Source organism: Actinocorallia herbida (genome assembly GCF_003751225.1).
Taxonomy (GTDB): domain Bacteria; phylum Actinomycetota; class Actinomycetes; order Streptosporangiales; family Streptosporangiaceae; genus Actinocorallia; species Actinocorallia herbida.
Map to the genome: position 1 here is coordinate 554,435 of NZ_RJKE01000001.1, position 17,523 is coordinate 571,957.

Sequence of the window (17,523 nt, forward strand, 5' to 3'; positions counted from 1 at the left end):
TCGACTCCGCGTGAAGACGATAGCGCCGTCGGGGAACGAAGGCGCGTTCCGAGGCGTTCTAAAAATCACGGTCCGAGGGAGCACGGTTCCTTGGCGAAGCAGGGGAAAGGGTGATCTGAGACACCATGGCGGTCTCAGCTATTCCATATCAGGGTGCGGCGGGAAGGGACGTCGGGCGGGAGAACGCGCCCGCCGCCGAATGGTCGCCACCCTCGTGGGAGCAGGTCGTCAAGGACCACTCCCTGCGCGTCTACCGGCTCGCTTACCGGCTCACCGGCAACCAGCACGACGCCGAGGACCTCACGCAGGAGGTCTTCGTCCGCGTCTTCCGGTCCCTGGCCAACTACACCCCCGGCACGTTCGAGGGCTGGCTGCACCGGATCACCACCAACCTCTTCCTCGACCAGGCCCGGCGCAAGCAGCGGATCAGGTTCGAGGGACTCGCCGACGACGCGGCCGACAGGCTGCCCGGACGTGAGAAGTCCCCCGCCCAGGTCTACGAGGACACCAACTTCGACAACGACGTCCAGGCGGCGCTCGACGCTCTGTCGCCGGACTACCGCGCCGCCGTCGTGCTCTGCGACATCGAGGGCCTGTCGTACGAGGAGATCTCGGCCACGCTCGGGGTGAAGATCGGCACCGTGCGCAGCCGTATCCACCGGGGCCGCGCGCAGCTGCGCGCCGCCCTCGCCCACCGCGCTCCCGCAGAAAAGAAGGGGATCGCTCTGTGAGCTGCCTCGGGGAACGTCTTACCGCGCTGGTCGACGGGGAACTCGACCACGACGAGCGTGACAGGGCGCAGGCGCACCTCGTGCTGTGCGCCGGCTGCCGCACCGAGGTCGAGGCGATGCGTTCGGTCAAGCGCCGCCTCGGCGCGCTCGGCGGGACGACGCCGAGCACCGATCTGATGATCGGTCTGTACAACCTGGGCCGGACCCCGGCGACGCCGGTCCCGGCGCCCGATTTCTTCCAGGCCCTGATGATGACGGGCCAGACGGACATGCCGGACCGCTACCGCAGGCCGCGGGACAACCGTCCGGCCCGCAGCCCCGGCGTCTTCGCCAACCCGAGTTCCTACACCGCGCCCCGGCGGCGCATCCCGCGCGCGCGCTCGCTCGTCGTGGGGGCGGCGACGCTGGCCGCGCTGGGGGCGGGCACGGCCTCCAGCGTGGGTCCCACGGTGGCGCGCGTACCGAACGTCACTCCCTCGTTCACCCAGCAGGTCTCCGGCAGCAACGGCCTCACTCAGGTCCGGCTGCCGCGCCGTCTCGATGAGGCCAAGCGCTGAGTACGGTTTAGGTTGTCTTACGGCAATCACACGGTCGATCGGCGACCATGAAACCGTTACATCTCAGGCTCGTCGAGGAGTGGGTCATGACGGACGACAAGGGGTCGCACGAGGCAGTCGAGGAGGGCCCGGCAGGGCCGGTGTTCTCTCCGCCGGACACTCCCGCAGCCCCGTCCGACAAGCTCGTGGTCTCGCGGGCGGCCGCCGCGGCGAACGCGCCCCAGCCGACGATGGTCGATGGCGCGGTCGTGCAGGCCCAGGAGTCTCCCTGGGCCTCGGGCGCGCAGCGGCTGCCGGAGTCCGCGCCACCGCGTTACCAGGACAATCCGCCGCTCTACCAGGACGCGCCGCCCGCCTACGGCGAACCGCGTCCGGGATTCGCGCCGGCCCGGCAGGGCGCTTACTGGCCGGGCACCCAGCCCGCCGCACCGCCGCCACCGATCATTCCCGGCATGGCGCCGCCGCCCCCGCCTCCCCCCGGAGGCCAGGGGCTGCCGCCCGGCGGTCCCGGCGCGCCCAACTGGGCGCCCGTGCCGCCGCCCGCGTCCGCGCCGCGGCGCACGCCCGGTGTCGGGGTGTTCGCGATCGGGGCGCTCGTCATCGCGCTGGTGGCCAGCGCGGTCGGCGCCGGCGTCGCGGTGTCGGTGACCAACGACGACGGCAGCGTCAACGCGCCGGTCTCGATCGGCGGCGGCAGCGGCAACGGCGAGAGCCAGCAGGCCAGGGACCCGAAGTCGGTGGCGGGCGTCGCGCAGAAGGTGCTGCCGAGCGTCGTGACGGTCAAGGTGAGCCTCGCCAACGGCGAAGGCGGCACGGGCACCGGATTCATCGTCCGGGGCGGCTACATCATCACCAACAACCACGTGGTGGAGGCCGGGGGCGGTGGCACCCCGTCCATCAACGTCGTGTTCAGCGACGAGAAGGAGGTCAGCGCGGCGGTCGTCGGCACCTCCGCGGAGAACGACGTCGCCGTGCTGAAGCCCCAGGGCCAGCATTCGCTGCCCGAGCTGGAGCTCGGCGACTCCGACGCGCTCGCGCCGGGCGACCCGGTGATCGCGATCGGCTCGCCGCTCGGCCTCACCGGCTCGGTCACCACGGGCATCATCTCGGCCAAGGACCGGGTCGTGCCCACCGGCGACGAGAACGGCTCCGACGGCGGCATGATCACCGCGTTGCAGACCGACGCCGCGATCAACCCCGGCAACTCGGGCGGACCGCTGGTGAACGCGGCCGACGGCAAGGTGATCGGCATGAACACCGCGATCGCCAGCCTCGGCCAGGGCTCCGGTGAGAGCGGCAGCATCGGCCTGGGCTTCGCCATCCCGATCAACAAGGTGCGCCAGGTCGCCGACGCGCTCATCGAGGGCAAGACCGTCCGGAAGACGATGATCGGCATCAGCATGAACACCCAGTACCAGGGTGACGGCGTGCAGATCCTCGACAGCGCGCAGGGCATCGTCAAGGACGGCCCCGCCGACAAGGCCGGGCTGAAGCCCGGCGATCTGGTCCTCAAGGTCGACGACAGGGCGGTGACCTCCACCGACGCGCTTGTGGCGATCATCTCCTCGCACGCTCCGGGCGACACCGTCACGCTGACGTACCGGCGCGATGGCCAGCAGGGGACCGTCAAGGTCACCCTCGGCCAGGGCTGACCAGCAGAAGAAGCGGCCCCGGCCCTGTCCTCAGGGCGGTAGGGCGCGGATACTCTAGGGGGGCCGGGCGCAGATCCCGGCCCCCCGTGGCATGGAGGCGCAGTTGTTCGATGTGGGTCTGCCCGAGGCGCTGGTCCTCGTGGTTCTCGCCCTGGTGATCTTCGGGGACAAGCTGCCCTCCTACGCCCAGCAGGCGGGCCGCGCGCTACGCCAGCTCCGCCAGATGGCGCAGTCGGCGCAGAACGACCTGAAGGACGGTCTGGGCCCTGAGTTCCAGGATTTCGATCCGCGGGACCTCAACCCCAAGAACTTCGTGCGCAAGCACCTGTTCGAGGGCGACAACGATCCCCTGGGCATCAAGGGCCTCGATCTCGGCCTCGACCTCGACGACAAGTCGTACGCGTCGACGGCTTCGGAGCGGCGGCTCGGGTCCGACGAGCGTCCTCCGTTCGACTCCGAGGCCACCTGAGCGAGGCCCCACCGAGTGCGAGAGCACGACAGAGCGCAGAACGAAGAAAGACCGCCCGCTTCCCTTCACAGGGAGAGCGGGCGGTCTTTCTTCGTTCGGGGTCGGGTCAGCGCCCGGCGGGCGAGACGCTGAGCTGGCGGCCGAGCAGGCCGCGGCTGCGCCCGGCCAGGTTCTCGGCGATCCGGCGCAGCTCGGCCGCGGCCGGGGCGTCCGGGTCGGAGAGCACCAGCGGCTTGCCGGCGTCGCCGCCCTCGCGCAGCCGCACGTCCAGCGGCACCTGGCCGAGGAGCGGCACCCGCGCGCCGAGCGTCTTGGTCAGCTCGTCGGCGACGGTCTGGCCGCCGCCCTCGCCGAACACGTACTGCCGCTCGCTGCAGTGGTCGCACTGGAGGTAGGACATGTTCTCGATGACGCCGGCGACCTGCTGGTGGGTCTGCGCGGCGATCGCGCCGGCCCGCTCGGCCACCTCGGCGGCGGCCTGCTGCGGCGTGGTGACCACGAGGATCTCCGCGTTCGGCAGCAGCTGGGCGACGGAGATCGCGATGTCGCCGGTGCCGGGCGGCAGGTCCATCAGCAGGATGTCCAGGTCACCCCAGTACACGTCGGCGAGGAACTGCTGGAGCGCGCGGTGCAGCATCGGGCCGCGCCACACGACGGGCTGGTTGCCCGGGGTGAACATGCCGACCGAGATCACCTTCACGTCATGCGCCGACGGCGGCATGATCATGTCCTCGACCTTGGTCGGGCGGTCGTCCACGCCGAGCATGCGCGGCACGGAGTGGCCGTAGATGTCGGCGTCCACGACGCCCACCTTCCGGCCCAGGGCCGCGAAGGCCGCCGCGAGGTTCACCGTCACCGAGGACTTGCCCACGCCGCCCTTGCCGCTGGCGACCGCGTAGACCTTGGTCAGCGAGCTGGGCCTGGCGAACGGGATCTCCTTGGCGGGCTGACCGCCGCGCAGCGTGGTCTGGAGCTCCTTGCGCTGTTCGTCGCTCATCACGTCGAGTTCGACCTTGACGGACGAGGCGCCGATCTTGGTGACCGCGTCGGTCACGTCCTTGGTGATCCTGTCCCGCATGGGGCAGCCCGCGACCGTCAGGTAGACGCCCACGGTGACCGCGCCGTCCGCGGCGATCTCGATGTTCTTCACCATGCCGAGGTCGGTGATCGGACGGCGGATCTCCGGGTCCTGGACCGTGGCGAGTGCCGCAGTCACCTGTTCGGTCGTCAAAGGGGAGGCCATGCGTCCATGGTATGGAACGCGGGGAGTGCGGGCGAACGCGGGGCGAGTCGACCGTGTCGCAACCGCAACCGAAGGACCACTTTCCGGAACCTCGCGACGCCTAGCATCGGGTCCGTGACAGACGTGAGCACCCTCCCCGGCTCGACGATCACCACCCGGGAACTGACGGTGTGGCGCACCCTGCTGCGCGCCCAGGTCCACATCTCCCGGCATCTGCACCAGGACCTCCTGGGTGAGCACGACCTCGCGCTGGGCTCCTATGACGTGCTCCAGCACCTGTCGGAGCAGCCCGACGGACGGCTGCGGATGAACGACCTCGCCGACCGCGTCCTGCTGTCGCGCAGCGGCCTGACCCGCCTCGTCGACCGGCTCCAGCGCGACGGCCTGGTCCGGCGCGAGTCGTGCACGAGCGACGCCCGCGGCCTGTTCGCGGTGATCACCATCGCCGGACGGGATCGGCTGCACCGGGCGACGATCACCCACCACCGCGGGGTGCGCGAACTCCTCCTCGGCCGCCTCGACGCCGCCGAGATGGACCAGTTCGAGGTGATCCTGCGCAAGCTGGCCCCGGACTACCCCGTGGCGCTGTCGGCCTGACGGTCGTCCGGCCGCATGTCCCGCAGCAGCTGCTGGAGTTCGGAGCGGATGAAGTCGCGGGTCGCGACCTCGCCGAGGCCCAGGCGCAGGCCCGCGATCTCCCGTGACAGGTACTCGGTGTCGGCCATGGTCCGCTCGGCCTGGGCCCTGTCCTGCTCGCCCTGCACCCGGTCCCGGTCGTCCTGCCGGTTCTGCGCGAGCAGGATCAGCGGGGCCGCGTAGGACGCCTGGAGCGACAGCATCAGGGTGAGGAAGATGAACGGGTACGGGTCGAACCGCCAGGAGGCGGGCATCAGGGCGTTCCAGGCGATCCACAGGGCCACGAAGACCGTCATGTAGACGAGGAACTTCGCCGTCCCCAGGAAGCGGGCGATCCTCTCGGCGGCCACGCCGAACGCCTCGGCGTTGTAGCGCGGGGTGCGGAGCGACCTGCGCTGCTCGCGCGGCTGGTCGAGGCGGTACCGGGGCGTGCTCATGGGGTGCTCCGGGAGTCGTCGGCGGCGTCCTCTTCGTCCATGAGCGACTCGCGCCAGTCATCGGGCAGCAGATGGTCGAGCACGTCGTCGATCGTCACGGCGCCGAGCATGTGGCCGTCCTCGTCGACGACGGCGGCCGAGACGAGGTTGTAGGTCGCGAGGTGCCCTGAGACGGCGGCCAGCGGCAGCGTCGGGCGGAGCGGAGACAGCGCCCGGTCCACGATCCCGCCGACCATCGTCGAAGGCGGATCGCGCAGGAGCCGCTGGAAGTGGACGGTACCCAGGTAACGGCCCGTGGGGGTCTCGGTGGGCGGCCGCACGACGTACACCTGCGCGGCGAGCGCCGGGTTGAGGTCGGGGTTGCGGATCTGTGCCAGCGCCTCGGCGACCGTCGCGTCCGGCGGCAGGATCACCGCCTCGGTCGTCATCAGGCCGCCCGCGGTGTTGTCGGCGTACTTCAGCAGCCGCCGGACCGGCTCGGCCTCCTCCGGCTCCATCAGGGCGAGCAGCTGCTCCCGCTGCTCGACGGACAGCTCGCCGAGGAGGTCGGCGGCGTCGTCCGGGCCCATGGCCTCCAGGACGTCGGCGGCGCGGTCGGCGTCGAGGCTGCCGAGGATCTCGACCTGGTCGTCCTCCGGCAGCTCCTCCAGGACGTCGGCGAGCCGCTCGTCGTCGAGGGCCGCGGCGACCTCGCCGCGCCGCTTGGAAGGCAGCTCGTGCATGACGTTGGCGAGGTCCGCGGGCTTCATCCGCTCGAACGCGGTGATCAGCTGGACCGCGCCCTGCTGCTCTGTGGGCACCTCCAGGCCGCTGATCTCCTCCCAGTCGAAGACCAGCGTCTCGGCGCGCGCCCTGCGCGACCCCTTGTCCCGCCGGACGGCGACCTTGGTGATCTCCCAGTCGCGGGTGCGCATCCGCTCCATCGCCAGGTCCACCAGCACGTAGTCGGCGCCTTCCGCGGACACGCGCCGGTCGAGGATCTCCGCGATCGCCAGCGTCTCGGCGGGCCGCTGGGCGAACCTGCGCATGTTGAGCTTGCCGTTGAAGATGACGGCCTTCGCGTCGAACATGGTGACCCGGGTGATCGGCAGGAAGACGGGGCGGCCGGGCAGCACGTCCACCACGAGCCCGAGCACGCGCGGCCGCTCCAGCGGCCGCAGGGCCACGACGACGTCGCGGACCCGGCCGACCTGGTCGCCGATCGGGTCGAAGACGCCGATGCCCGTCAGACGGGCGAGGTACACCCTGGAAGGCCCGGAGTTCATGGTCTGGTGCCTACCCACGGATAGGGGCGGCGATCACCGGTCGGCCGGGCGACCTCGGCCGCCGACCATGAACGGCCGTGCGGTCCTGTTCGTCGCGGGCGTCTCGACGGTCCGGACGGCGGGGGAGTCCCGGTAGGCGCCGGGCAGCTCGGGATGGGTCCCGTCAGGGGTGAGCCGCATCAGGTAGGACTCGCGCGCCCAATAGGCGGGGCCGCGCTCTGGGGAGGCGTTCAGCCGGGCCTTGAACAGGTGCGGCATCAGCTCCTCCCACTCCGGAGAGCCGGGCTCCACCTCGGCGACATCGGCCGTCCAGGTGATCAGGCGGCCGCCCTTGTCCTTGCTCCGCACCGTCACCTCCGCCGAGGAGGCTTCGGGAAGGCCGGGAAGAGGCTGCTCTCCCTCGCCGCCCGTCAGCACGTACGCGACGCCCTTCAGCCACACGTACCAGGCCGGCCGCGGCCGCTCGGGGGGCAGCCCGATCCAGACCAGCGAGGACTTCTTCATCGCCTCGTCCAGGGTTGCCGCCGCGTCCACCGGGGTCTCCGTCATGGCCTCATCATGACGGAGACGGGGCGCGTCGGGGGAACCTGCCGTGACGGCGCCGGAGGCGGATCGGTAGCCTCCGGCTCATGCAGCGATCGCGACGCACCACCCTCGCCGTGCCCGGAAGCAACCCGCGCTTCATCGAGAAGGCCAGGGGCCTCGCCGCGGACGAGATCTTCCTCGACCTGGAGGACGCGGTCGCGCCCGACGCCAAGGCCGAGGCCCGCAAGCTCGTCGTGGCGGCCCTGCGCGAGGGCGGCTGGGGCGACAAGGTCAAGGTGGTCCGCGTGAACGCCCTCGACACCGAGTGGACGTACCGGGACGTCATCGAGGTCGTCGAAGGCGCGGGCGAGGCGCTCGACTGCGTCATGCTGCCGAAGGTGACCGAGCCGTCGGACGTGCAGTGGCTCGACAAGCTGCTCACCCAGATCGAGCGGGCCAACGGCCTCGCGCCGGGCCGCATCGGCATCGAGGCCCAGATCGAGGACGCGCGCGGCCTCATCAACGTCGACGCGATCGCCGCCTCCTCGCCCCGGCTGGAGACCCTCGTCTTCGGCCCCGGCGACTTCATGGCGTCCCTCAACATGAAGACCCTCGTCGTCGGCGAGCAGCCGCCCGGCTACACCGAAGGCGACGCCTACCACTACATCTACATGCGGATCCTCATGGCGTGCCGCGCGTTCGGCCTCCAGGCCATCGACGGCCCCTACTTCAACGTGCGCGACACCGAGGCGTTCACCCGGGCCGCCCGCCGCACCGCGGCGCTCGGCTACGACGGCAAGTGGGTGCTGCACCCATCGCAGATCGAGGCGGGCAACGAGGTCTTCTCCCCGGCGCAGGAGGACTACGACCACGCCGAGCTGATCCTCGAGGCCTACGACTACTACACGACCGTGGAGAAGCGCGGTGCGGCGATGCTCGGCGACGAGATGATCGACGAGGCGTCCCGCAAGATGGCGCTCGTCATCGCGGCCAAGGGCAGGGCCGCGGGGCTGGCGCGCACGAAGTCGTTCGAACGTCCGGGGAACTGATCACCGCCTTATGGCGGCCGGTTACGCTGCTGGGATGGAGCCACCCGAGGACGTGCCGCCCCCGGACCGCGAGGGCACGCAGGACGCGCGGGACGCGCAGGGAGCCACGTCGGGGACCACGTCCTGGGCGCCGGTGGATCCGGGGCCCGTGTTCGGCCCGCCCGAGCCGCAGGCGTCCTGGCCCGCCGAGCACACCTACCCCGTGCAGCACTCGGAGCCGCCGCCCGCCGTGCCAGGGTCCGGCCCGGAGGCGCCCGGCTACCAGGTCCCCTCCTGGGGCGCGCCCGCAGGCCCGGGCTACCGCCTGCCCGAGCCGGGCGGCCACCCGCCCGCGCAAGGCCCCTACGGCTACGCACCCCCGCCTCCGCCCGGCTACGGCGGCCGTCCTCCCGCGCAAGGCCCGCCTGTGCCTCCGCCCTACGGCTACGGCGGCCAGGCTCCGCCTGCGCAGGGCCAGGCCGCTCCTTCGCCTTACGGCTACGGAGCCCCGCAGCCAGGCGCCGCACCGGGGGCTTATCCAGGTCAGCCCTACGGCGGTGTTCCCGGAGTCCCCGGGCAGCCGTACGCGACGGGCGCCTATGCGACGGGTCCTTACGCGCCGCCGCCCGGTCCGGGGTATCTCGTGCCGGGTGTGCACCTTCCCGTCAAGTCGGAGCCTTGGCTGGCGGCTCCCGGGCCGGGCACGCCCTTCCACCGGATGGACCGCACCCGTCTGCACAGCTGGTGGCGGCCGCTCGTCGGCACGCTCACGCTCGCCGCGCTGATCTTCGCCGTGTCCATCCTCGTCTTCGTCCTCTGGATGGCCGCGCACTGGATCATCACCGGTGAGGAGCCCAAGCTCCTCGAGGGCGGCACCCAGCTCTTCGGCGGGGTCGTGGAGGACCTGGCCGCCCAGCTCACGCTGATCGCCGTCTGGCTGCCGCTGGTGCCCCTCGTCGTCTGGTGGATCGCGCGGAGGCCCGCGGGGACCGTGGTGTCCGTGCTCGGCCGGATGCGCTGGAAGTGGCTGGGCGTCTGCGCGCTGGTCGCGGTCGGGTACGTCGTGATCTCCTACGCGCTGCTGGTGGTCGTCACCGCGGCCTTCGGCGACGACGAGCCGGCGAAGGGCACGGGCTTCCCAGGCTGGTCGGCCGTGGTGGCGCCGCTCGTCGTCATCGTGCTGCTCGTGCCGTTCCAGGCCGCGGCCGAGGAGTTCGTCTTCCGCGGCTGGCTGCTCCAGGCCATCGGTGGCTGCACCCTCGCCCGTCCCGACGGCGGCTACCGCAGCGGGTTCACCAGCGCGCTGGGCAAGGTGTTCGCCACGCCGTGGCCCGCGATCATCATCAGCAGCGCGGTCTTCGTCGCGGGCCACGGCTACACCGGCTGGGCGATGCTCGACATCGGGCTGTGGGCGGTGACCTGCGGCTGGCTCGCGGTGAAGACCGGCGGCCTGGAGGCGCCGATCGCGCTGCACGTGCTCAACAACCTCGTCGCCTTCGCCGCCCCGGTCTTCGCGGGCGAACTCGACGACGCGCTGGTCCAGGGCGGGGCACCGGCTTACATCCTGCTCGCCGACGTCCCGCCCCTGATCTTCTTCGCCGGGATGGTGCTGTGGCTGCGGCGCCGGACGGGCGTCGCCGTGGTCACCCCCGGAGAACCGCTGCCCCCGCCGAAGCCGGGGCCTTACGCATCTGCGCCGCAGCCGGGTTCCTGAGGGGCGGAAGGCGGCTCAGCGGCGGTCGTCGGGATTCTGCTGACCGCCGACGCCGAAGACCTGGGTCCAGTCCCCGGCCGGCTGCTGCTGAGGGGCGGGCTGCCCGTAAGGCGGCTGCTGGCCCTGCGGCGGGACCTGCGGCCCGCCGTACTGGCCCTGCTGCGGCTGGGCGGGCTGCGGCTGGGCGGGCTGGCCGAACTGCTGCCCGAACGCGTGCTGCGGCTGCCCGTACTGGGGCTGCCGACCCGGCAGGCCCTGCGGTCCGGGCGCGCCCTGCTGCGGCTGCGGCGCGACGCCCGCGAACTGGGCGTGCCACTGCTGGATGCCCTGGACCTTGAGCGGGAACTGCGGGTCGCGCATGCCCGCGGCGTTCACCGGTGCCCAGGCGCGGCGCTTCGTGCCGTCGGTCAGCCGCAGGGTGACGCGGTCGGCGAACCAGAACTTGCCGGACTCCACCGCGGCGACCTCGGACCAGGCGTGGGCGCGGGTCTGCCAGCCGTTCATGGTGATGCCCTGGGGCGTCAGCGTGAGGCCGTACTTCGCGAACTGGAAGTAGTAGAAGACGAAGACGCCCGCGAGGATGAGGAACAGGACACCGAGGCCGGGCGCCGAGACGGTGAACTGGAGCAGGCCGATGATCACATAGGCGCCGGCCAGGATGAGATACATCTTGCGCTGTCCCGGTTCCATCCGGAATTCCAGACGCTGCATCGGCGGTGCCCCCTCGGGTGGAACGCTTCGGTGGGCGTCTGATTTTACCCGTCGATGACCCGCCAGAGCAGGAGCGCGTCGCGCAATCCGTCGGTCAAGGGCAGGTCGCCGAGCCGGGTGAGCGGGACCCATCGCAGGTCGGCGGCGTCGTCACCCGCCCTCGCCTCGCCGGAAAGAACCCGCGCGCGGTAGTCGAAGACGTCATAGGGGCCGATCCGCACGGAGCCGAGCAACGCCCCGGGTTCGACCGTGAGCGCGGTCTCCTCGGCGAGTTCCCGGATGACGGCGGCGTGGTCGGTCTCGCCCGGTTCGACCCGCCCGCCGGGAATCGACCACAGCCCCTCGCCCGGCGGGCGGCCGCGCCGCACCAGCAGCAGCGCCCCGTCCTGCACGATCACCGCCCCCACACATCGCATACATCCCAGTAAAAGACTTTCCGGACTCGATAGGCAATCAGCCTTGACTTGCCGCCGCCGAACGGCGACCGTGAGTAGTCGTGGGATCTGAACGCTTCTGTCCCCGCTGCGGCGGAACTGCGGTCCCGCCCGGCGAGGGCGGGGAGTGGAGCTGTGTCCTGCACGGCCCGGTGCTCCCGCTGGATCCGCCCGTTCCGCCCGGCGAGGAGGGCCTCGCGACGGTCCGGGAGGACGCCCAGGTGCCGCTGTGGCTGCCCTGGCCGCTGCCGTCCGGCTGGCTCGTCACCGGCTTCCTGCGGGCCGGAGACGAACGCTCAGGCACTCGCGCGGCGGGGGTGGCACTTTCGGGCCCCGGCCTGGCCGCGGGCCCTGCGGACATGCTCCTGGTCTCCGAGGAGGTGGGTGTGGGCCTCGGCGCCCACTACGCGGGCCTGAAAGGGACCGACCCCGGCCCCGCGTTCGACGACGGACCTCCGAACGCGAAGGTCACCGCGCAAGGCCGTCCGGTGCCTCTGTGGGCCGTCGACGCGCCCCCTGACCGCGCGGTCTACGCGGGCGAGGCCCTGGGCCGCTGGCTGTGGGCGGTGCTCTGGCCCGCCGAGGCGGGCGTGATGATCCTCGACCGGCTTCAGTTCACCGACCTGCGCGAGCCCGGCATGGACCTTGATCTGCCGTTCGGCGCCCCCTGCCCCCGACTGGCCGGCCCGCCGCCGGACGAGGACCGCGGCTGACGGCCGCGCGGGCTCCCCGGAGACCGTGCGTTTCCGGGCGAAGGGGGGATAGGCTTCCGCCGTGACTGCGCGCATTGAATCTGTGGTGACCAGCGGACCGGTGACGGTCGACGACGAGACCCTGACCGTCGAGGCGAACACATGGATCGTCGGCGACGACGAGGCGGTGATCGTCATCGACCCGGCCAACGACGCCGAGGCCGTGCTCAAGGCCGTCGACGGGCGTGAGGTCATGGCAGTGGTCTGCACCCATGGACGCGACAACGTCCTGTCCACGGTGCTGGAGGTCTCCGCCGACGAGGAGCGCGGCGACGCGCCGATCATGCTGCACCGCGCCGACCGCCCGCTGTGGCGCACCTACTTCCGCAAGCTCGCGCAGGAGACCGAGGACGAGGACCTCCGCTCGCTGGAGCCGGACCAGTTCCTGGAGGAGGGCGGCGCCTTCGAGATCGCCGACGTCCAGCTCGAGGTCCTGCACACGCCGGGCTTCACCGGCGGCAGCATCACGCTGTACGGCGAGGGCGAGTCCATCCTGTTCACCGGCAACACCCTGTGGCGCGGCCGTCCGGGCGCCTACGGCGACGACTACCCCGAGCTGCACACCCAGCTGAACTCCATCAGCGCCCAGTTCGGCCAGTTGCCGCGCGACACCCGTGTGCTGACCGGCCAGGGCGCGGAGACCACCGTCGGCGAAGAGGCCGACCGCTGGGAGTCCTGGTACGAGCTGTCGCGCAACGACACCGAGTCCGACGAGTCCTGACGGGTGGAGCAGCTCGGCCTGGAAGGAATGCCGCGCCGCCTCTATCCGTGCACTCCGTCCCGGCTCAACACCTGGCTGGACTGCCCGCGCCGGTACCGGATGACCTACCTGGACCGTCCGCAACCGGCCAAAGGGCTGCCCTGGGCGCACAACAGCATGGGCGCCGCGGTGCACAACGCGCTGGCCGCCTACTGGCGGCTCCCGCTCGCCGAGCGCACGCCTGAGGCGGCGGGCGCCCTGCTGGCGCGCGGCTGGCTCACCGACGGGTTCCGCGACGCCGCGCAGGCACAGGAGTGGCGTGCGCGGGCCCGCACGATGGTCGAGGACTACGCCGCGGGGCTCGACCCCGAGCAGGAACCGGCCGGCGTCGAGCGGACCGTGGCCACCCGCACCGAGGTGATCGCGGTCTCCGGCCGGATCGACCGGCTCGACCACCGGGGCGCCGCCCTGGCCGTCGTGGACTACAAGACCGGCCGCCGCGCGCTCGGCCCCGAGGACGCGCGGGGCTCCCTGGCCCTCGCCCTTTACGCCGTCGCGGCCTCCAGGGTCCTGCGGCGGCCGTGCCGGACCGTCGAACTCCACCACCTGCCCACGGGCACGGTGGCGGCGTGGGACCACACCGAGGAGTCCTTGGGACGGCACCTTCGCCGGGCCGAGCAGGTCGCCATGGAGTGCGCCGATGCCGACGAGGCGTACAAGACCCGCATCCCGGCGCCGCGCAGGTCGCCGGAAGGCGGGGTCGAGCACGCGGGGCACGACGAGGTCTTCCCGCCCCGCCCCGGGCCCCTGTGCGGCTGGTGCGACTACGCCAGGCACTGCCCCGAGGGACAGGCGGCCGCGCCGCGCAAGGAGCCCTGGGCGGCGCTGGAAGGCGCACGCGCCGAAGGTTAGGCGTGGGTGAGCCGTCCGGACGGCCAGCGGCGCGGGTCGCGCAGCCCGATGAGGCCCTTGGACAGGTCGTAGCCTTCGGCGGCGAGGTTCTGCCGGGTGCGTTCCAGCATCTCGCGCGTCGGCTTCATGAACGCGTAGTCGTGGACTCTCTCGGGGACGGAGTTCACGGCGAGCCGGAACGAGCGCAGCGCCGCGGTCACCAGGGGCTGCGGGACCTCCGGGAGCGTCCCGTACATCTCCCGCGCCCACTTGGGCAGCGAGTAATAGCAGAGCGCGCCGAACGGGAAGTAGGCGGGCTTGCCGGGCGTGAGGAACTTGAGGTTCTCCGGCATGTTCGGCCACACCAGGAATTTCACGGTCTCCAGGGCCTCGCGGGTGGCGCGGAGCCGGGGCCGCATCTCCCGGAAGTAGGCCTCCATCTCCTTGACGCTGCCGGGCACATCCTCGGCGTGCAGGCCGACGTGCTCGGCGGTGTGCCGCTGCTCGTCGAGGTAGCGGTCGGCCATGGCGTCGGTGAGGGGCAGCCCCGCCCTGCGGGCGGTCTCCAGGTAGGAGTAGACCTCCGCGCAGTGCACCCACAGCAGCAGTTCCGGCTGGTCGAGCCGCTCGCGTTTGCCGGTGTCGTGGTTGAGGATGCGCAGGCTGCGGTGGATGCCGCGCACCCGGGCCGCGAGCGTCTCGATCTCCTCGGTGCTGCCGAAGGTCGCCACCCCGACGAAGTCGGCGGTCCGCTGGAGCCGTCCGAAGGGGTCCTCCTGGAAGTTGCTGTTCTGCCACACGCCCCACATCGCCATGGGGTGGAGTGCCTGGAGCATGAGGCTCCGTACTCCGCCGATCCACATGGACCGGTCGATGTGCACCCGCCACGTCACGCTCTCCGGAGCCGCCACCGAAGCCGCCATCCCACACCTCCATGAGACAAAGTGGGGTAAGTGTATCGTTACGGCGTTCGTCCGCGACAGGGGCTCCGCGGTCCGGAAAAGACCGAGGCCCCGCACCCGGAGGGGCGCGGGGCCGGACGGGCACGGGCACAGGCCGTCAGCGGCGCTCCGCGGAGTTCCAGAAGTCGGTGAGGGCGTGCGCGGTGGTCTCCGGGGCCTCCCACGCGGGCGAGTGGGCCGCGCCGGGGATCACCACGCGGACGGCGTCCAGCTTGTCGGCCATCGCCGCCTGGACGCGCGGGTCCCAGGCGTCGTCGTCCTCGCCGAACAGGACCATGATCGGCAGATCGGCGTCGTCGCAGACCTTGCACAGGTCCTCGACCTTGTCGGGCGCGGTGGTCAGCTCCCCGGCCATCTCGATCAGGCCGCGCGGGCAGGTTCGCAGCGAGCGGCCGCGCAGGAAGGAGATCACCGGTCCCGGCTGGCCCGCGGCCACCGCGTCCGGGCCGAGCTTGATCTCCCAGACGTCGTTCATGCTGAGCACCCCGAGGGCGTCGCGCAGCATGGTCGCGCGCTCCGCGGACCGGCCGGTGATCGCGCCGGGGCCCGACGACATCAGGGTGAACGAGGCGACGGCCGTCGGCTCGGCCAGGACCGCCTCGCGGGTCACCAGGCCGCCGAAGGAGTGGCCGACCAGGTGGACGGGCTCGGGGCCGAGTCTTTCGGCCACCGCGAGGATGTCGGCGCCGAGAGCGGCGATCCGGTAGGCGTCGGGGTCGTCCGGGGTGCCAGGGGTCTCGTACTGGCCGCGCATGTCCATGGCGACGACGCGTCGGCCTACCCGCGTCAAAGTCTGCAGAATTCCGAGGAAGTCCTCTTTGCTCCCGGTATATCCGGGTACCAGGAGCGCCGGCTGGCGCTCGGGCTCACCGACCGGCAGAGCTTCGAGCACGGCGAACTCGCCGCGCGTCGTTCTCAGGGTGGTACGGCGAACGACGGGGGGCAGTTCGAGGAACCGGGGCGTACTCACGATGATTCAACCTACCAACCGGGCGGCGCGTTGGGTGTCCCCGAAAGGGAAGGGCTTGCGCTTCGGGACGTCCGAAGCATCCGTTGATCTATCAGGAAAAGCAAAGAATCCGCCTGATCCCGCGAAGAAAAGGGATCAAGCGGATTCCGAGTAACTCACCCGGCCAACCGGTCAGGTGTCTCAGGTGTTCTCCGACACCTGGCCCTCACCGGCGGTGCGCCGGGTCCGGGTGCGGCGGCGGCGCGGCCGCTTGGCCTCGGCCGACTCGTTGCGCACCGGCTCGATCGCCTCGGCCTTGCTCTCCGGAGCGGAGACGGCCTCGGTGGTGACCGGAGCCGACTCGTCGGCCGACCCGCTGCGGCGGGTACGGGTCCGGGTGCGCTCGCGGCGCGGCCGGGGCGCCCGCTCGACGGTCTCCCTGTCCTTGTCCTTGGACTTGGGAGTCCGCTGCCGGCCCGTCTCGCCGATGTCCTCCAGTGCCTCGGCGTTCAGCCCCTCCCGCTCGCGCTGCTCCTTGGGGAGCGTGCCCTTGACGGTCCTGGGGATGGAGAGCGCCTCGTAGAGGTGATCGGAGGTGGAGTAGGTCTCCTGCGGGTCGGCGAAGTCGAGCCCGAGCGCCTTGTTGATCAGCTTCCAGCGCTGGAGGTCGTTCCAGTCCACGAGGGTCACCGCGATGCCCTCCTTACCGGCCCGGCCGGTGCGGCCGATCCGGTGGACGTAGGTCTTCTCGTCCTCGGGGCACTCGTAGTTGACCACGTGGGTGACATCGTCGATGTCGAGGCCGCGCGCCGCCACGTCGGTGGCGATCAGCACGTCGATCTTGCCGTGCCGGAACGCGCGCAGCGCCCGCTCGCGCTGGCCCTGGCCGAGGTCGCCGTGGACCGCCGCGACGGCGAAGCCGCGCTGGGCCAGATCAGCGGCCAATCTGTCGCAGGTGCGCTTGGTCTGGCAGAACACCATGGTCAGGCCCCGGCCGTCGGCCTGGAGGATGCGGGAGAGCATCTCGGGCTTGTCCATCTGGTGGGCCTGCCAGACGACCTGGCGCACCTTGGGCTGGGCCTCGGACTCGGCATGAGCCTCGGCCCTGACATTGGTGGGACGGGTCAGGTACCGCCGCGACAGCGCCGTGATCTCGCCCGGCATGGTCGCCGAGAAGAGCATGGTCTGCCGCTCCGCGGGCACCTTGGACAGGATCCGCTCGATATCGGGCAGGAAGCCCAGGTCGAGCATGCGGTCGCCCTCGTCCAGCACCAGCACCGAGACCTGCGAGAGGTCGAGGTGGCGCTGCTTGATGAGGTCGAGCATCCGGCCCGGGGTGCCGACGACGACGTCGACGCCATCGCGCAGCGCCTCGATCTGCGGCTCGTACGCCCGGCCGCCGTAGACCGACAGCACGCGAGTGCCGAGCTTGCCGCCCGCCAACGTGAGGTCGTCGTGGACCTGGATGGCCAGCTCGCGGGTCGGCACGATGACGAGGCCCTGGGGAGCCTTGCCGCCGTGGGTGATCCGCTGAAGGAGCGCGATGCCGAACGCGAGCGTCTTGCCCGTGCCGGTCCGCGCCTGGCCGATGATGTCCTGGCCGCCGAGCGCTATGGGCAGCGCGAGGGCCTGGATCGGGAAGGGTGTGGTGATGCCCTCTGTCGCGAGGGCATCGGCTATTTCGGGGATGACCCCAAGGTCGGTGAACGTAGTCAGGGCTTCCAGCCTCCGTAGTAGGACGGCGGTCGTTCACCCCGGAAGCACCGTGGGAGCGCGGCGCTGCAAAGGCCTTGGTTTCCGGCCGCGCGCTCGCGCGGGAGGGACCTGCCGTCGGTCTTCGTTTCGGCATGACCGCGTACGCGGGGTG

20 protein-coding genes are annotated in these 17,523 nt (G+C 71.5%); 11 read left to right on the forward strand and 9 right to left on the reverse strand.

Annotated elements, in window-relative coordinates; all coding sequences use genetic code 11:
- Positions 1 to 125 precede the first annotated feature (125 nt).
- The 4 genes from sigE (at position 126) to EDD29_RS02825 (ending at position 3,409) form a co-directional block, all read left to right on the forward strand.
- Positions 126 to 731: an RNA polymerase sigma factor SigE gene (sigE, locus tag EDD29_RS02810; protein ID WP_123662024.1), complete on the forward strand. Its 606-nt coding sequence runs from the start codon at positions 126 to 128 to the stop codon at positions 729 to 731.
- Positions 728 to 1,288, forward strand: coding sequence for an anti-sigma factor family protein (locus EDD29_RS02815; protein WP_123662025.1), 561 nt, complete (start codon positions 728 to 730; stop codon positions 1,286 to 1,288). The genes sigE and EDD29_RS02815 overlap by 4 nt, the downstream gene beginning before the upstream one ends.
- 86 nt (positions 1,289 to 1,374) lie before the next feature.
- Entirely contained in the window at positions 1,375 to 2,940 is a 1,566-nt protein-coding gene (locus tag EDD29_RS02820) for a S1C family serine protease (RefSeq protein WP_123662026.1), read from the forward strand.
- A gap of 103 nt (positions 2,941 to 3,043) precedes the next feature.
- Positions 3,044 to 3,409, forward strand: coding sequence for a sec-independent translocase (locus EDD29_RS02825; RefSeq protein WP_425454936.1), 366 nt, complete (start codon positions 3,044 to 3,046; stop codon positions 3,407 to 3,409).
- 106 nt (positions 3,410 to 3,515) lie between these two features.
- Here the strand turns inward: EDD29_RS02825 and EDD29_RS02830 are convergent, their stop codons facing one another.
- The gene (locus EDD29_RS02830) at positions 3,516 to 4,652 is read right to left on the reverse strand and encodes an Mrp/NBP35 family ATP-binding protein (protein ID WP_123662028.1); all 1,137 of its coding nucleotides are present in this window, start codon (positions 4,650 to 4,652) and stop codon (positions 3,516 to 3,518) included.
- A gap of 114 nt (positions 4,653 to 4,766) precedes the next feature.
- Between EDD29_RS02830 and EDD29_RS02835 the strand changes: the two genes are divergently transcribed.
- Complete coding sequence (locus EDD29_RS02835) at positions 4,767 to 5,249, forward strand: MarR family winged helix-turn-helix transcriptional regulator (protein WP_246052469.1); 483 nt, start codon at positions 4,767 to 4,769, stop codon at positions 5,247 to 5,249.
- On the opposite strand, the gene EDD29_RS02840 is transcribed toward EDD29_RS02835, so the two are convergent.
- From EDD29_RS02840 to EDD29_RS02850, 3 genes are read right to left on the reverse strand one after another with little or no spacing between them, the layout of a single operon-like run.
- Positions 5,225 to 5,725, reverse strand: coding sequence for a DUF1003 domain-containing protein (locus tag EDD29_RS02840; RefSeq protein WP_123662030.1), 501 nt, complete (start codon positions 5,723 to 5,725; stop codon positions 5,225 to 5,227). The two genes, EDD29_RS02835 and EDD29_RS02840, sit on opposite strands and share 25 nt — an antisense overlap.
- On the reverse strand, positions 5,722 to 6,990 hold the full coding sequence (locus EDD29_RS02845) for a magnesium transporter MgtE N-terminal domain-containing protein (protein WP_123662031.1): 1,269 nt from the start codon (positions 6,988 to 6,990) through the stop codon (positions 5,722 to 5,724). Before EDD29_RS02845 ends, EDD29_RS02840 begins: the two co-directional genes overlap by 4 nt.
- Before the next feature lie 33 nt (positions 6,991 to 7,023).
- Positions 7,024 to 7,539 (reverse strand): hypothetical protein, encoded by a 516-nt coding sequence (locus tag EDD29_RS02850; RefSeq protein WP_123662032.1) that lies wholly within the window; start codon positions 7,537 to 7,539, stop codon positions 7,024 to 7,026.
- An 80-nt stretch (positions 7,540 to 7,619) separates the two neighbouring features.
- On the opposite strand from EDD29_RS02850, the gene EDD29_RS02855 reads away from it, so the two are divergent.
- Together EDD29_RS02855 and EDD29_RS02860 are read left to right on the forward strand one after the other, a co-directional pair.
- Positions 7,620 to 8,564, forward strand: a complete 945-nt coding sequence (locus tag EDD29_RS02855) for an HpcH/HpaI aldolase/citrate lyase family protein (protein WP_123662033.1) — start codon at positions 7,620 to 7,622, stop codon at positions 8,562 to 8,564.
- 34 nt (positions 8,565 to 8,598) lie between these two features.
- Entirely contained in the window at positions 8,599 to 10,257 is a 1,659-nt protein-coding gene (locus EDD29_RS02860; RefSeq protein WP_170201273.1) for a CPBP family intramembrane glutamic endopeptidase, read from the forward strand.
- Positions 10,258 to 10,272: 15 nt separating this feature from the next.
- Here EDD29_RS02860 and EDD29_RS02865 read toward each other — a convergent pair whose 3' ends face one another.
- Together EDD29_RS02865 and EDD29_RS02870 are read right to left on the reverse strand one after the other, a co-directional pair.
- The gene (locus tag EDD29_RS02865; RefSeq protein ID WP_148085863.1) at positions 10,273 to 10,968 is read right to left on the reverse strand and encodes a hypothetical protein; all 696 of its coding nucleotides are present in this window, start codon (positions 10,966 to 10,968) and stop codon (positions 10,273 to 10,275) included.
- Between the two features lie 44 nt (positions 10,969 to 11,012).
- Positions 11,013 to 11,384: an NUDIX hydrolase gene (locus EDD29_RS02870; protein WP_123662036.1), complete on the reverse strand. Its 372-nt coding sequence runs from the start codon at positions 11,382 to 11,384 to the stop codon at positions 11,013 to 11,015.
- An 80-nt stretch (positions 11,385 to 11,464) separates the two neighbouring features.
- Between EDD29_RS02870 and EDD29_RS02875 the strand changes: the two genes are divergently transcribed.
- The 3 genes from EDD29_RS02875 (at position 11,465) to EDD29_RS02885 (ending at position 13,766) form a co-directional block, all read left to right on the forward strand.
- Positions 11,465 to 12,115: a DUF6758 family protein gene (locus EDD29_RS02875; RefSeq protein ID WP_123662037.1), complete on the forward strand. Its 651-nt coding sequence runs from the start codon at positions 11,465 to 11,467 to the stop codon at positions 12,113 to 12,115.
- Between the two features lie 61 nt (positions 12,116 to 12,176).
- Positions 12,177 to 12,875: an MBL fold metallo-hydrolase gene (locus EDD29_RS02880; RefSeq protein WP_123662038.1), complete on the forward strand. Its 699-nt coding sequence runs from the start codon at positions 12,177 to 12,179 to the stop codon at positions 12,873 to 12,875.
- 3 nt (positions 12,876 to 12,878) lie between these two features.
- Positions 12,879 to 13,766, forward strand: a complete 888-nt coding sequence (locus EDD29_RS02885; protein WP_123662039.1) for a RecB family exonuclease — start codon at positions 12,879 to 12,881, stop codon at positions 13,764 to 13,766.
- Here EDD29_RS02885 and EDD29_RS02890 read toward each other — a convergent pair.
- The 3 genes from EDD29_RS02890 to EDD29_RS02900 form a co-directional block, all read right to left on the reverse strand.
- Complete coding sequence (locus EDD29_RS02890) at positions 13,763 to 14,668, reverse strand: oxygenase MpaB family protein (protein ID WP_123662040.1); 906 nt, start codon at positions 14,666 to 14,668, stop codon at positions 13,763 to 13,765. The two genes, EDD29_RS02885 and EDD29_RS02890, sit on opposite strands and share 4 nt — an antisense overlap.
- Before the next feature lie 136 nt (positions 14,669 to 14,804).
- Positions 14,805 to 15,497, reverse strand: a complete 693-nt coding sequence (locus tag EDD29_RS02895; protein ID WP_425454937.1) for an alpha/beta fold hydrolase — start codon at positions 15,495 to 15,497, stop codon at positions 14,805 to 14,807.
- A 360-nt stretch (positions 15,498 to 15,857) separates the two neighbouring features.
- Positions 15,858 to 17,249, reverse strand: coding sequence for a DEAD/DEAH box helicase (locus EDD29_RS02900; RefSeq protein ID WP_425455005.1), 1,392 nt, complete (start codon positions 17,247 to 17,249; stop codon positions 15,858 to 15,860).
- Between EDD29_RS02900 and EDD29_RS46665 the strand changes: the two genes are divergently transcribed.
- Positions 17,175 to 17,390: a hypothetical protein gene (locus EDD29_RS46665; protein WP_246052470.1), complete on the forward strand. Its 216-nt coding sequence runs from the start codon at positions 17,175 to 17,177 to the stop codon at positions 17,388 to 17,390. The genes EDD29_RS02900 and EDD29_RS46665 overlap by 75 nt on opposite strands.
- Positions 17,391 to 17,523: the final 133 nt, after the last annotated feature.

Excerpts from the sequence above, each read along its gene's own strand:
- sigE (WP_123662024.1), top strand. The coding sequence starts at position 126 with ATGGCGGTCTCAGCTATTCCATATCAGGGTGCGGCGGGAAGGGACGTC.
- EDD29_RS02820 (WP_123662026.1), top strand. The coding sequence starts at position 1,375 with ATGACGGACGACAAGGGGTCGCACGAGGCAGTCGAGGAGGGCCCGGCA.
- EDD29_RS02830 (WP_123662028.1), bottom strand. The coding sequence starts at position 4,652 with ATGGCCTCCCCTTTGACGACCGAACAGGTGACTGCGGCACTCGCCACG.
- EDD29_RS02840 (WP_123662030.1), bottom strand. The coding sequence starts at position 5,725 with ATGAGCACGCCCCGGTACCGCCTCGACCAGCCGCGCGAGCAGCGCAGG.
- EDD29_RS02845 (WP_123662031.1), bottom strand. The coding sequence starts at position 6,990 with ATGAACTCCGGGCCTTCCAGGGTGTACCTCGCCCGTCTGACGGGCATC.
- EDD29_RS02850 (WP_123662032.1), bottom strand. The coding sequence starts at position 7,539 with ATGACGGAGACCCCGGTGGACGCGGCGGCAACCCTGGACGAGGCGATG.
- EDD29_RS02855 (WP_123662033.1), top strand. The coding sequence starts at position 7,620 with ATGCAGCGATCGCGACGCACCACCCTCGCCGTGCCCGGAAGCAACCCG.
- EDD29_RS02860 (WP_170201273.1), top strand. The coding sequence starts at position 8,599 with ATGGAGCCACCCGAGGACGTGCCGCCCCCGGACCGCGAGGGCACGCAG.
- EDD29_RS02865 (WP_148085863.1), bottom strand. The coding sequence starts at position 10,968 with ATGCAGCGTCTGGAATTCCGGATGGAACCGGGACAGCGCAAGATGTAT.
- EDD29_RS02870 (WP_123662036.1), bottom strand. The coding sequence starts at position 11,384 with ATGCGATGTGTGGGGGCGGTGATCGTGCAGGACGGGGCGCTGCTGCTG.
- EDD29_RS02890 (WP_123662040.1), bottom strand. The coding sequence starts at position 14,668 with ATGGCGGCTTCGGTGGCGGCTCCGGAGAGCGTGACGTGGCGGGTGCAC.